The sequence below is a fragment of the Mesorhizobium sp. B2-4-1 genome (assembly GCF_006442185.1).
In the GTDB taxonomy this organism is placed as follows: Bacteria; Pseudomonadota; Alphaproteobacteria; order Rhizobiales; family Rhizobiaceae; genus Mesorhizobium.
In genome coordinates this window covers 309,010-321,540 of sequence record NZ_VFVN01000006.1, presented here as the reverse complement: position 1 = coordinate 321,540, position 12,531 = coordinate 309,010, and the positions used below count along the sequence as shown (strand labels likewise).

Annotated in this window: 11 protein-coding genes; all 11 read left to right on the top strand. The window is 64.7% G+C overall.

The window, feature by feature from the left end; all coding sequences use genetic code 11:
* Window positions 1-13: 13 nt before the first annotated feature.
* The 11 genes from FJ949_RS17950 (at window position 14) to FJ949_RS17900 (ending at window position 12,279) form a co-directional block, all read left to right on the top strand.
* On the top strand, window positions 14-1,417 hold the full coding sequence (locus FJ949_RS17950; protein WP_140497869.1) for an amino acid permease: 1,404 nt from the start codon (window positions 14-16) through the stop codon (window positions 1,415-1,417).
* 43 nt (window positions 1,418-1,460) lie between these two features.
* On the top strand, window positions 1,461-2,150 hold the full coding sequence (locus FJ949_RS17945) for a hypothetical protein (protein ID WP_181165153.1): 690 nt from the start codon (window positions 1,461-1,463) through the stop codon (window positions 2,148-2,150).
* Window positions 2,147-2,476: a hypothetical protein gene (locus tag FJ949_RS17940; protein WP_140497867.1), complete on the top strand. Its 330-nt coding sequence runs from the start codon at window positions 2,147-2,149 to the stop codon at window positions 2,474-2,476. The genes FJ949_RS17945 and FJ949_RS17940 overlap by 4 nt, the downstream gene beginning before the upstream one ends.
* Window positions 2,477-2,562: 86 nt before the next feature.
* A complete protein-coding gene (locus FJ949_RS17935; RefSeq protein WP_140497865.1) occupies window positions 2,563-3,459 on the top strand; it encodes a glutamine amidotransferase family protein in 897 nt (298 codons plus the stop codon).
* A 4-nt stretch (window positions 3,460-3,463) separates the two neighbouring features.
* Window positions 3,464-4,195 carry a GXGXG domain-containing protein gene (locus FJ949_RS17930; RefSeq protein ID WP_140497863.1) on the top strand — a complete coding sequence of 244 codons (732 nt, stop codon included), beginning with the start codon at window positions 3,464-3,466 and terminating at the stop codon, window positions 4,193-4,195.
* A 6-nt stretch (window positions 4,196-4,201) separates the two neighbouring features.
* On the top strand, window positions 4,202-5,530 hold the full coding sequence (locus FJ949_RS17925; RefSeq protein ID WP_095771140.1) for an FMN-binding glutamate synthase family protein: 1,329 nt from the start codon (window positions 4,202-4,204) through the stop codon (window positions 5,528-5,530).
* Between the two features lie 63 nt (window positions 5,531-5,593).
* Window positions 5,594-6,901, top strand: coding sequence for a type III glutamate--ammonia ligase (gene glnT / locus FJ949_RS17920; RefSeq protein ID WP_140497861.1), 1,308 nt, complete (start codon window positions 5,594-5,596; stop codon window positions 6,899-6,901).
* A gap of 35 nt (window positions 6,902-6,936) precedes the next feature.
* A complete protein-coding gene (locus FJ949_RS17915; protein WP_140497859.1) occupies window positions 6,937-8,190 on the top strand; it encodes a sarcosine oxidase subunit beta family protein in 1,254 nt (417 codons plus the stop codon).
* Between the two features lie 10 nt (window positions 8,191-8,200).
* A complete protein-coding gene (locus FJ949_RS17910) occupies window positions 8,201-8,476 on the top strand; it encodes a sarcosine oxidase subunit delta (RefSeq protein WP_140497857.1) in 276 nt (91 codons plus the stop codon).
* Window positions 8,477-8,678: 202 nt separating this feature from the next.
* Window positions 8,679-11,660 (top strand): sarcosine oxidase subunit alpha, encoded by a 2,982-nt coding sequence (locus FJ949_RS17905; RefSeq protein WP_140497855.1) that lies wholly within the window; start codon window positions 8,679-8,681, stop codon window positions 11,658-11,660.
* Window positions 11,653-12,279, top strand: a complete 627-nt coding sequence (locus FJ949_RS17900) for a sarcosine oxidase subunit gamma family protein (RefSeq protein WP_140497853.1) — start codon at window positions 11,653-11,655, stop codon at window positions 12,277-12,279. Before FJ949_RS17905 ends, FJ949_RS17900 begins: the two co-directional genes overlap by 8 nt.
* The last annotated feature ends 252 nt before the right edge of the window (window positions 12,280-12,531 follow it).

Genomic DNA, 12,531 nt, shown 5'->3' with positions numbered 1-12,531 from the left:
TGGGGATTGATCGATGACGGTCGTGGTTGAAACTGCGGGTTCGGCAACAAATGGCGACAGGGTCTCGCTGCTTCGGGTGCTTGGCCCGGCCCATGTCTGGGCGTTGGGTGTGGGCATCGTCCTGGTCGGCGAGTTCACCGGCTGGAATTTCTCCGCCGACAAGGGCGGCGCGCTTGCCGCGCTGATTGTCTGCTGGGTCGTCGGGCTGCTCTATACCTCGGTCGCCATGATCGATTCCGAAGTGACGTCGACGGTCGCCGCCGCGGGCGGCCAATATGCGCAGGCCAAGCACATCGTCGGGCCGCTGATGGCCTTCAACGTCGCGCTGTTCCTGGTCTTTGCCTACACCATGCTCGAAGTGTCGGACGCCATCCTGCTCGGCGACACGATCGTCGCCAAGGCGGGCGTCGAGGGCCTCACCCACAACTCCTTCATCGCCGCCACCATCGTCGTCCTGGCATGGCTCAACTATCGCGGCGTGCTGATGACGCTCAACGTCAACTTCGTCATCACCGCGATTGCCTACATCTCTATCGTCATCCTGTTCTTCTCGGTCAGCCCGTGGACGCAAGGCGCGGTGCTCAAGCTCAACGAGTTGGTCACCCCAGAGAACGCGCTGCCCTATGGCTGGATCGGCGTCATCGCCGCTTTCCAGTTCGGCATCTGGTACTATCTCGGCATCGAGGGCACCACGCAGGCGGCCGAGGAAGTGCGCTCGCCCGCGCGCTCGCTGCCTTATGGCACGATGGCCGGCATGATCACGCTTCTGATCGCCGCCGCCATGACCTGGTATGTCTGCGCCTCGCTGATGCCCTGGGAATATCTCGGCATCACTTATTATCCGCTGTGGGACGCCGGCAAGCTGACCGGCAACCCGCTGCTGGAAAACCTGCTGTTCATCGCCACGCTGCTTGCCGCACTGGCGTCCGCCAATGGCTGCATCAACGACGCGGCGCGCGCCTGGTTCTCGCTCGGCCGCGATCGCTACCTGCCGAGCTGGTTCTCGGCGGTGCACCCGAGATACCGCACACCCTACCGCTCGATCCTGTTCCTGCTGCCGATCGCGCTCGCCTTCGCCTTTATCGCCGACCTCAACCAGGCGATCACCTTCTCGATCCTGTCCGGCGTGCTGCAATATACGTTCATGAGCATCAACATCATGATGTTCCGGAAGAAGTGGCCTCTGGGTTCGATCCGCCGCGGCTACACGCATCCCTTTCACCCGCTGCCGGCGATCGTCTTGTTCTGCCTGTGCGTGGTGACCTTCTTCGCCATCTTCCTCGGCTTCGGCTCGCAGCTCATCGCCATGGTCGCGTTCTATTTCCTGATCTCGCTGTGGTTCCATTTCTACCGCTACAAATTCGTACGGCGCGGCGACCAGTTCACCATGCCGTGGCCGAAACCGCAGGGCTATTGATGGGAGTAGGCCCGTCCGAATTGGGCGGGCCTGGCATGACGAAATGTCCGAGGTGACGTCAGCACTGCTTGCCGGGGCGGCTGTCCTGGCTCTCGTCCTGCACTTTGCCTGGCTGGCACGCCGCAGCCGCGACAGGGCTGCCGTGGCGCGCGCCGCCGACCAGGCCAGCATCCGCGCCGTCATTGCCGACGCCGAAGATGTCTCGGACGGTACTGCCGGCGTCGTTACGTGGGAAGGCTCGTGGAACGGCCAGCGCGTGCAGTTGCGCACCATCGTCGACACGCTGGCGACGAGAAAGCTGCCGGCGCGCTGGCTCAGCGTATCGATAACGGAGAAAACAGCCGTGCCCGGCACCTTCGACATGATGATGCGGCCGGGCTCGCCGACGACATTCTCCAATTTCGACCATCTCGACCACACGCTGCCGAAGGCGCCCGGCTTTCCCGCCGAGGCGGTGCTTCGAACGGACCGCAGAGGCGTGCGCTTCCCGCAAAACATCATCGCCGACCATCTGGAGCCCTTTTCAGAAGGACGCGCCAAGGAGCTACTGATCACGCCAAAGGGTGTGCGTATCGTCTGGCTGCTGGCCGAAGCCGAGCGGGCCCGCTACGGTGTCTTCCGGCAAGCCGCTTTCGGTGACGCGCAAATCGACCCGGCGCTGATCTCGCGGCTGCTCGTATCCCTTTCGGGACTGCGCGACGCGATCAACAGGAACGAACGGAAAGCGGCATGACCGGCGCAACCCCCTCGCCCGGACCTACCAGCCCATATATCGTCCTGGGCGCGGCAACCCTGCTACCGGGCAGCGGCCACGTCATGCTGGGCGTTCCGACGCGCGGCCTGCAGTTTCTTTTCTTCATGGTCATCCTGGCCTGGGTGACGGCGAAGATCGCCCCGCCCGACGCCAGCTTTGTCGGCCGCCACGCCGGCGGCTTCCTGATCTATGCGCTGTCGATCCTCGACGCCTACAAGATGGCTCGTATCCGGACCGCCAAATGGGCCCATTCCATGCGCCGACAAGGCGATGGGCCGCCGGATGGGACAAAACACAACGCGTAACGAGAGGAATATTTTTTTCATACCAATTGAATTCCCCGAACTCATTCGATACATCATTTTTAGCTACAAAGGGTCTGGAGGCTGGCATGTGCGGAATCGTTGGACTTTTCCTCAAGGACAAGGCGCTGGAGCCGCAGCTCGGTGCGATGTTGTCGCAGATGCTGGTATCGCTCAGCGATCGCGGACCCGACAGCGCCGGCATCGCGATCTATGGCGCGCCGTCCCGCAACGAGGCCAAGATCACCATCCAGTCGCCGAGGCCGGAGCGTGATTTCCGTGGACTGGACGCCGAACTCACCAAGGCGCTCGGCGTGCCGGTGAGCGTCATGGTAAAATCGACGCATGCCGTCATCAGGACCACGCCCGAAAAGGTCGATGCCGCGCGTGAGACCATCCAGTCGCTCAGGCCCGACATCCGCATCATGGGTGCCGGCGAAGCCGTGGAAATATACAAGGAAGTCGGCTTGCCCGAGGCTGTGGTCGACCGCTTCGACATCCGTGGGATGACCGGAACGCATGGCATCGGGCACACCCGCATGGCGACGGAATCGGCGGTGACGACGATGGGCGCGCATCCGTTCTCGACCGGCGCCGACCAGTGCCTGGTGCACAATGGCTCGCTGTCCAACCACAACAACGTTCGCCGCGAACTGGTCCGCGAAGGCATGAAATTCGAGACCGAGAACGACACCGAAGTGGCGGCCGCCTATCTCTCCTCGCAGATGGCGCATGGCAAGAACCTCGGCGAGGCGCTGGAGGGCACCCTCTCAGATCTCGACGGTTTCTTCACCTTCGTCGTCGGCACCAAGAACGGCTTCGGCGTGGTGCGCGACCCGATCGCCTGCAAGCCCGCCGTGATGGCCGAGACGGACCAGTATGTCGCCTTCGGCTCGGAATATCGCGCGCTGACCAAACTGCCCGGCATAGACAATGCGAGAGTCTGGGAACCGGAACCCGCAACCGTCTATTTCTGGGAGCATTGAGTTCATGCCGGCAACAAAACTTTCAACCGCGGCGGCGAGCGACCATGCCTCCCGGGTGTTCGACCTGGACCAGATGTCGCTGCGCGAGCTCAACCAGGCACTGCACAATCTGACGCCAGGCTCGAACGAGACCGCCTGGGAAGTGTTGAACCCGAAGGGCAGCCATTCGGTCGCCGTTGGCGTCGACCAGCCGGTCAGCATCGATGTGCGCGGCAGCGTCGGCTATTACTGTGGCGGCATGAATTCCGGCAGTGCCATCACCGTGCATGGTTCGGCGGGACCCGGCGTTGGCGAAAACATGATGTCGGGGTCGATAACAGTCAAAGGCGACGCCAGCCAATATGCCGGCGCCACCGGCAAGGGCGGGCTGCTCGTCATCGAGGGCAATGCGTCCTCGCGGTGCGGCATTTCGATGAAAGGCATCGACATCGTCGTGCACGGCAATATCGGCCATATGTCGGCCTTCATGGCGCAGTCCGGCAATCTGGTGGTGCTGGGCGATGCCGGCGACGCGCTCGGCGATTCCATCTACGAGGCACGGCTGTTCGTGCGCGGCAAGGTCGGCAGCCTGGGTGCCGACTGCATCGCCAAGGAAATGCGGCCCGAACACCTGGAATTGCTGCAGGGCCTGCTCGACCGCGCCGGCGTCACCGGTGTCAAGCCGTCTGAATTCAAGCGCTACGGCTCGGCGCGCACGCTCTACAATTTCAATATCGACAACGCCGACGCGTATTGAGGCAGCATGACCTATCGCAACCCGCCGACGACGCCGCGCAAATCCGCGACTTTCGACGACTACACGCTTTCCGAGATCCGCCGCGCCGCGGCCACCGGCATCTATGACATCCGGGGCGCCGGCGCCAAGCGCAAGCTGCCGCATTTCGACGACCTTCTGTTCCTGGGCGCATCGATCTCGCGCTATCCGCTCGAAGGCTATCGCGAGCGCTGCGACACATCAGTCGTGTTGGGCTCACGCCATGCCAAGAAGCCGATCGAGCTGAAAATCCCGATCACCATCGCCGGCATGAGCTTCGGCTCGCTGTCGGGCCCGGCCAAGGAAGCGCTCGGGCGCGGCGCGACGCTGTCGGGCACCTCGACCACGACCGGCGACGGCGGCATGACCGAGGAAGAGCGCGGCCATTCCAAGCAGCTCGTCTACCAATACCTGCCGTCGCGCTACGGCATGAATTTGCGCGATCTGCGCCGCGCCGATGCCATCGAGGTCGTCGTCGGCCAGGGCGCCAAGCCCGGCGGCGGCGGCATGCTGCTCGGCCAGAAGATCTCCGATCGCGTCGCCGAGATGCGCACGCTGCCCAAGGGCATCGACCAGCGCTCGGCCTCGCGCCATCCCGACTGGACCGGGCCGGACGATCTCGAGATCAAGATTCTCGAACTGCGCGAAATCACCGACTGGGAAAAGCCGATTTACGTCAAGGTCGGCGGCGCCCGCCCCTATTACGACACAGCGCTTGCGGTGAAGGCCGGCGCCGACGTCGTCGTCGTCGACGGCATGCAGGGCGGCACGGCGGCGACGCAGGAAGTGTTCATCGAGAATGTCGGCCAGCCGACGCTCGCTTGCATCAGGCCGGCGGTGCAGGCGCTGCAGGATCTCGGCATGCATCGCAAGGTGCAGCTGATCGTCTCGGGCGGCATCCGCAACGGCGCCGATGTCGCCAAGGCGCTGGCGCTCGGCGTCGACGCGGTCTCCATCGGCACGGCTGCCCTTGTCGCGCTCGGCGACAACGATCCCCGCTGGGAGGCGGAGTACAACGAGCTCGGCACCACATCAGGCGCCTATGACGATTGGCACGAGGGCCGCGACCCGGCCGGCATCACCACGCAGGATCCCGAACTGATGAAGCGGGTCGATCCGGTGGCCGCCGGCCGCCGGCTGGCGAACTATCTCAAGGTGATGACGCTGGAGGCGCAGACCATCGCCCGCGCTTGCGGCAAGAACAGCCTGCACAATCTCGAACCCGAGGATCTCGTCGCGCTCACGATCGAGGCCGCCGCGATGGCCGGCGTGCCGCTGGCCGGCACCAACTGGATACCGGGGAAGAACGGCTTCTGATCAACAAAGGGCCGAAGGCCATATGCTCTAGGGCCAACAATCGACAAAAAATGGGGAACTTCCGTGACAGTTGATCTTGCAGAGTTCGCAAGGGCGAAAAACGTCAAATATTTCATGATCTCCTACACCGACCTGTTCAGCGGGCAACGCGCCAAGCTGGTGCCGGCGCAGGCGATATCAGATATGCAGAAGGATGGCGCCGGCTTCGCCGGTTTCGCTACCTCGCTCGACCTCACGCCGGCACATCCCGACATGCTGGCGGTGCCGGATCCGAATTCGGTTATCCAGCTGCCCTGGAAGCCTGACGTCGCCTGGGTCGCCGCCAACTGCATCATGGACGACAAGGAGGTCGACCAGGCACCGCGCAACACGCTTAAGCGACTGATCGCGGAAGCCGCTAACGACGGCATGCATGTCAAGACCGGCGTCGAGGCGGAATTCTTCCTGATCTCGCCCGACGGCAAAACGATCTCCGACGAATATGATACGGCGGCGAAACCATGCTACGACCAGCAAGCGTTGATGCGCCGCTACGACGTCATCGCCGAGATCTGCGACCACATGCTGGCGCTCGGCTGGGGCGCCTACCAGAACGACCACGAGGATGCCAACGGCCAGTTCGAGATGAACTGGGCCTTCGACGATGCGCTGGCGACCGCCGATAAGCATTCTTTCTTCAAGTTCATGGTCAAGTCGATCGCGGAAAAGCACGGCCTGCGCGCCACCTTCATGCCCAAGCCCTTCCAGGGACTGACCGGCAATGGCTGCCATGCGCACATCTCGGTGTGGGACAAAACAGGCAAGACCAATGTCTTTGCCGACAATTCGATGGAGCTCGGCCTGTCGGCCAAGGGCAAGAACTTTCTTGGCGGCATCATGAAACATGCCTCGGCTCTCGCCGCCATCACCAACCCGACCGTCAACTCCTACAAGCGCATCAACGCCCCGCGCACCATTTCAGGCGCCACCTGGGCGCCAAACACGGTGACCTGGACCGGCAACAACCGCACCCACATGGTGCGCGTGCCCGGCCCCGGCCGTTTCGAGCTGCGGCTGCCTGATGGCGCGGCCAACCCTTATCTGCTGCAAGCCGTCATCATCGCCGCCGGCCTCGACGGCATCCGCTCCAAGGCCGACCCCGGCAGGCGCTACGACATCGATATGTACCAGCACGGTCACACGGTGGAGGGCGCGCCGAAATTGCCGCTCAACCTGCTCGACGCGTTGCGCGAATTCGACAATGACAAATCGCTCAAGACGGCGCTGGGTGAGGAATTCTCGTCGGCTTATCTAAAGCTGAAGCACCAGGAATGGAATTCCTATGCTTCGCACTTCACGCAATGGGAGCGCGACCACACGCTGGACATCTGACCGGCGCAGCGTGCGAGCGACCTCGGAATGAACGTATGAAATATTCGATCTTCTCGCTCGCCCGCGCCGCCTTCTCCGGCCACAAGAACTGGCAGCGCACCTGGCGCGACGCCAGCCCGAAGGACCGCTACGACGTGGTGATCATCGGCGGCGGCGGGCATGGTCTGGCCACCGCCTGGTTCCTCGCCAGCGAGTACGGCATCAGGAATGTGGCCGTGCTGGAAAAGGGCTGGATCGGCTCCGGCAACGCCGGCCGCAACACCACCATCATCCGCTCCAATTACGGCCTGCCCGGCAACACCGGCTTCTACGAATTGTCCATGAAGCTGTGGGAGCGGATGGAGCAGGACCTCAACTACAACACGATGGTCAGCCAGCGCGGCGTCATCAATCTCTACCATTCCGATGCGCAGCGCGATGCCTATGCGCGGCGCGGCAACACGATGCGCATCAACGGCATCGATGCCGAATTGCTCGACCTTGCCGCGGTCAAGAAGATGATGCCGTTCCTGAATTTCGACAATGCGCGCTTTCCCGTGCAAGGTGGGCTCTTGCAGCGGCGCGGCGGCACGGCGCGGCACGACGCGGTGGTCTGGGGCTACGCCCATGCGGCGAGCGCGCTCGGCGTCGACATCATCCAGAATTGCGAAGTGACGGGCTTCGTGCGCGACGCCAACGGCAAGGTGACCGGCGTCGAGACCTCGCGTGGCAAGATCGGCGCCGGGAAAGTCGGCATGGCCGTCGCGGGCTCCTCCTCGCGTGTCGCCGCGATGGCGGGCCTGCGCCTGCCGATCGAAAGCCATGTGCTGCAGGCCTTCGTCTCCGAGGCGATCAAGCCGCTCATCCCCAATGTGATGACGTTCGGCGCCGGCCATTTCTACGTCAGCCAGTCGGACAAGGGCGGCCTGGTCTTCGGCGGCGACATAGACGGCTACAATTCCTACGCCCAGCGCGGCAATTTGCCTGTGATGGAAGACGTCTGCGAAGGCGGCATGGCGCTGATGCCGATGATCGGCCGCGTGCGCCTGCTGCGCCAGTGGGGCGGCATCATGGACATGTCGATGGACGGCTCGCCGATCATCGACAAGACGCCGGTCGACGGGCTCTACCTCAATGCCGGCTGGTGCTATGGCGGCTTCAAGGCGACGCCGGGCTCAGGCCTCGTCTTTGCCCACCTGCTGGCCCGCGACCAATCCCACAAGGAGGCCGCCCGCTTTCGCCTCGACCGGTTCCGGTCTGGTGCGATGATAGACGAAAAGGGCCAGGGCGCCCAACCGAACCTGCACTGAAGGCCCTGCCATGCGCATCACCTGTCCCTTCTGCGGCGAACGCGACCTCGGCGAGTTCACCTGTCTCGGCGACGCCAAGCCGATGCGTCCGGAGGCTGGCGCTTCGGAGGACGACGTCTTCGACTACGTTTACCTGCGCGACAATGTCGCCGGCGTGATGGACGAGAATTGGTACCACGGCGGCGGCTGCCGAGCGTGGCTGAAGGTCACCCGCAACACGCTGACGCACGAAATTTCGGCCGTGGAGCCGGCGGCGGGCGCCGGGGCGAGGCAGGTTGCGAAATGAATTTTTCTGTCCAGCTCAGCGCCGCGGTGAAGGCCGGTACGTCTTTACCTCCCCCTTGTAGGGAGGTCGGACCGCAGGTCCGGGTGGGGGTCGGCGCCGCCCCCCCACCCCGCTGCTTCGCAGCGACCTTCCCCACCAGGGGGAGGGTAAGAAGCGGCAGGGCGATGAGGGGCAGCGCGACGCCAGTGCATGGGGCTGCATCGTGATTTCCTCCCAGTCCAATCGTCTCTCCACTGGCGGCCTCGTCGATCGTTCGTCACCGCTGAGCTTCCGCTTCGATGGCAAGACGTTCTTCGGCTTCGAGGGCGACACGCTGGCGTCGGCGCTGATCGCCAACGGCGTCAAGCTGGTCGGCCGCTCGTTCAAATACCACCGTCCGCGCGGCATTCTGACCGCCGGCTCGGAAGAGCCCAACGCGCTGGTCGAACTGCGCACCGGCGCACGCCGCGAGCCGAACACCAAGGCCACGACCGCCGAGCTCTATGAAGGGCTCGAGGCCGCCAGCCAGAACCGCTGGCCGTCGCTCCATTTCGACGTGATGTCGGTCAACCAGCTCTTCGCGCCGATCTTCGTCGCCGGCTTCTACTACAAGACCTTCATGTGGCCGGCGAAATTCTGGGAGGCGATCTACGAGCCGGCGATCCGCCGCGCCGCAGGCCTCGGCCGCGCCGCCGGCGTTGCCGATCCCGACCATTACGACAAGGCCTGGGCGCATTGCGACGTGCTGGTCGCCGGCTCCGGCCCGACCGGCGTTGCGGCAGCCCTTGCCGCCGGCCGCTCCGGCGCCCGCGTCATCCTGTGCGAAGAGGATTTTATTCCCGGCGGCCGCCTGCTCTCGGATGGCGGCACGATCGACGGGCTGCCGGCAGCCGAGTGGCTGTCGCGAACCCTGGCGGAACTCGAGGCAATGCCCGATGTCCGCATCATGACCCGCACGACGCTGTTCGGCGTCTACGATGGCGGCACCTATGGCGCGATCGAGCGGGTCAACGACCATCTGCCCTCGCCGCCCGAGCACCAGGTGCGCCAGCGCATGTGGCGCATCGTGGCCAGGCGTTGCGTCGTCGCGGCCGGCGCCCTCGAGCGGCCGGTCGTCTTTGCCGGCAACGATACGCCCGGCGTGATGATGGCTTCGGCCATGCGGACCTATGTCGCGCGCTATGCCGCCGCGCCGGCAAAACGCATCGCGCTGTTCACCAACAATGAGGATGGCTGGCGCACGGTCGAGACAGTACTCGGCGCAGGCTTGCAGATTGCGGCGGTCATCGACGCACGGCCTGACGTCTCGCCCGCCCATCGTTCGCTCGCCTCGAAGAGCGGCTTCCCGGTGCTGCATGGCGCCGTCAGCCGTGCGGACGGCGGCAAGGACGGTGTGAGGAAAATCTCCGTCTCTCTCACCGGCGGCGCGCGAGCCGAAGTGGAAGCGGACGGGCTTGCCGTCTCCGGCGGCTGGAACCCGGCGGTCGGGCTCACCTCCTATCATCGCGGCCGGCCGAAATGGCGCGACGACATCGCCGCCTTCGTGCCCGACGGAGCGCCTCCCGGCATGGTCGCCGCCGGTGCAGCCAATGGCTCGTGCGGTCTCGGCGCCTGCCTGGCGGGAGGGTTTGCAGCAGGCGCGGCGGCCGCGCTCGACGCCGGGCGCAGCGGCAAGGCCGGCACAGCGCCGATCGCCGATGACGAGGCGTTCTCGTTGACGCCGCTCTGGCATGTCGCCGGCAAGGGCAAGGCGTTCGTCGACCAGCAGCACGATGTCACTGCTTCCGACATCGAACTGGCGCAGCGCGAGGGCTTCGAGTCGGTCGAGCATCTGAAGCGCTACACCACGCTCGGCATGGCGACCGACCAGGGCAAGACCTCCAACGTCGCCGGCCTTGCCATCATGGCCGCGGTGTCGGGCAAGTCCATTCCCGAAACCGGCACCACGATCTACCGCCCGCCCTATGTGCCGGTCGCGATCGGCGCCTTTGCCGGCCATCACCGCGACGAGACTTTCCACGCCACAAGGCTGACGCCTTCGCATCACTGGGCCGTCGAACAGGGTGCCGTCTTCGTCGACACCGGCCTGTGGAAGCGCGCGCAATGGTATCCGCGCACGGGCGAGAAGGACTGGCTGGAATCCGTCACACGCGAGGTCAAGGCGGTGCGTTCCGGCGTCGGCTTCTGCGATGTCTCGACGCTCGGCAAGATCGACGTGCACGGCCCCGATGCCGGCGCCTTCCTCGACCGCGTCTACATCAACACCTTCTCCAGCCTCGCCGTCGGCAAGGCGCGCTACGGGCTGATGCTGCGCGAGGACGGGTTCGTCTACGACGACGGCACGACCTCGCGGCTGGCCGAGGATCATTATTTCCTCACCACCACCACCGCCAAGGCCGGGCTGGTGATGCAGCATCTCGAATTCTGCCGGCAGGTGCTGTTTCCCGAATTGGACGTGCAACTGACCTCGGTCTCCGACCAGTGGGCGCAATTCTCGATCGCCGGGCCGAAGACGCGTGATCTGCTGAAGGAGATCGTCGACCCGACAGAGGATCTGTCGAACGAGGGCTTCCCGTTCATGGGCGCGCGCGAAGTTGCGTTGCGCGGCGGCATCAAGGCACGGCTGTTTCGCATCTCTTTCTCCGGCGAAATGGCGTTCGAAATTTCGGTGCCGGCGCGCTATGGCGAGGCGCTCGTGCGCAATCTGATGCTGGCCGGCAAGCCGTTCGGCGTGACGCCATACGGCACCGAGGCTCTTGGCGTCATGCGCATCGAAAAGGGCCATGTCGCCGGACCGGAACTGAACGGCACGACCACGGCCGCCGACCTCGGCCTGGGCAAGATGATGTCGACCAAGAAGGATTTTGTGGGCCGCATCATGGCCGGGCGCGAGGCGCTGGTCGCGCCGGACCGGCAGGTCGTCGTCGGCATCAAGCCGACCGACAAGGCGCGGCGGCTGCGCTCCGGCGCGCACATCGTTCCGAAGGGCCAGACGCCCGGACCTGATAACGACCAGGGCTATGTCACCTCAGTCTGCTTCTCGCCGACATCGGATCAATGGATCGGGCTTGCTCTCGTGGAACGTGGTCGCGAGCGTATCGGCGAGACCGTGCGCGCGCACGATCCGCTGCGCGCAGAGGAGTATGATGTCGAACTGTGCAATCCCGTCTTCTACGATCCGGATGGAGGGCGCCAGCGTGGCTGAATTTACCTGGGATGCGCGCAGCCCTCTCGACCGCACGCTGGTCGTCGGTCCGCATGGCGCGCAGGGCGATGCCGGCGTTTCGCTGACCGAGATCCGCAATTTCGACCTCGTGCAAGTGATGGCACGCCGCGGCAAGGCGGGTGACCTGGCCAGGGCTGCGACGGCGTGTTTCGGCATTGCCGGTCCGGATGCGCCCAAGGCGGTGCGGATTGCGGACGCCACGCTGATCTGGTCCGGGCCGGATCAGTTTTTCGTGCTGTCGAAGAGTGGCAAGCACGGGATGAAGGCGCTTGCTCCTCTGCTTGCCGGATCGGCTTCGCTATCCGACCAGTCGCATGCGCGGGCGCTGATCAGCATCTCCGGTGACAAGGCGCGGGCGATGTTGGCCAAGCTTTCATCGCTCGATCTGCATGCCGGTGTGTTCGCGGTCGGCTCTGCCGCCGCAACCTCGATGGATCACACCAGCGTCTCGCTCTGGCGTGGGAATGATCGGGCGGACGGACAGCCGATGTTCAACGCTCTGGTCTTCGCGACCTTTGCCGAGAGCCTGTGGCACACGATGCTCGATGCGGCGGCGGAATATGGTGTGGATATCAGCCATTCCGAGGAAGTGACGTAGCCTTGCGCGCGCCCTTCCCTTCTCCCCTTGTAGGAGAAGGTGGCCGCGCGGAGCGAGGTCGGATGAGCGGTGCTCCAGCTTGGCAATGACGGCACTCCGTCACCCACCCCCTCGACCGTCTCGGCGCTGCGCACTGATCCACCGCCCTGGGGCGAGCCACGGATCTCGCCCCGTCCTTCAGACCCCACAAGGGGAGAAGGAAGAACCTGCCCCACCACCGCCTTGCCAAACCCACCCGCACTGCTATTCTTG

Excerpts from the sequence above, each read along its gene's own strand:
- FJ949_RS17950 (WP_140497869.1), top strand. The coding sequence starts at position 14 with ATGACGGTCGTGGTTGAAACTGCGGGTTCGGCAACAAATGGCGACAGG.
- FJ949_RS17945 (WP_181165153.1), top strand. The coding sequence starts at position 1,461 with ATGTCCGAGGTGACGTCAGCACTGCTTGCCGGGGCGGCTGTCCTGGCT.
- FJ949_RS17940 (WP_140497867.1), top strand. The coding sequence starts at position 2,147 with ATGACCGGCGCAACCCCCTCGCCCGGACCTACCAGCCCATATATCGTC.
- FJ949_RS17935 (WP_140497865.1), top strand. The coding sequence starts at position 2,563 with ATGTGCGGAATCGTTGGACTTTTCCTCAAGGACAAGGCGCTGGAGCCG.
- FJ949_RS17930 (WP_140497863.1), top strand. The coding sequence starts at position 3,464 with ATGCCGGCAACAAAACTTTCAACCGCGGCGGCGAGCGACCATGCCTCC.
- FJ949_RS17925 (WP_095771140.1), top strand. The coding sequence starts at position 4,202 with ATGACCTATCGCAACCCGCCGACGACGCCGCGCAAATCCGCGACTTTC.
- FJ949_RS17915 (WP_140497859.1), top strand. The coding sequence starts at position 6,937 with ATGAAATATTCGATCTTCTCGCTCGCCCGCGCCGCCTTCTCCGGCCAC.
- FJ949_RS17910 (WP_140497857.1), top strand. The coding sequence starts at position 8,201 with ATGCGCATCACCTGTCCCTTCTGCGGCGAACGCGACCTCGGCGAGTTC.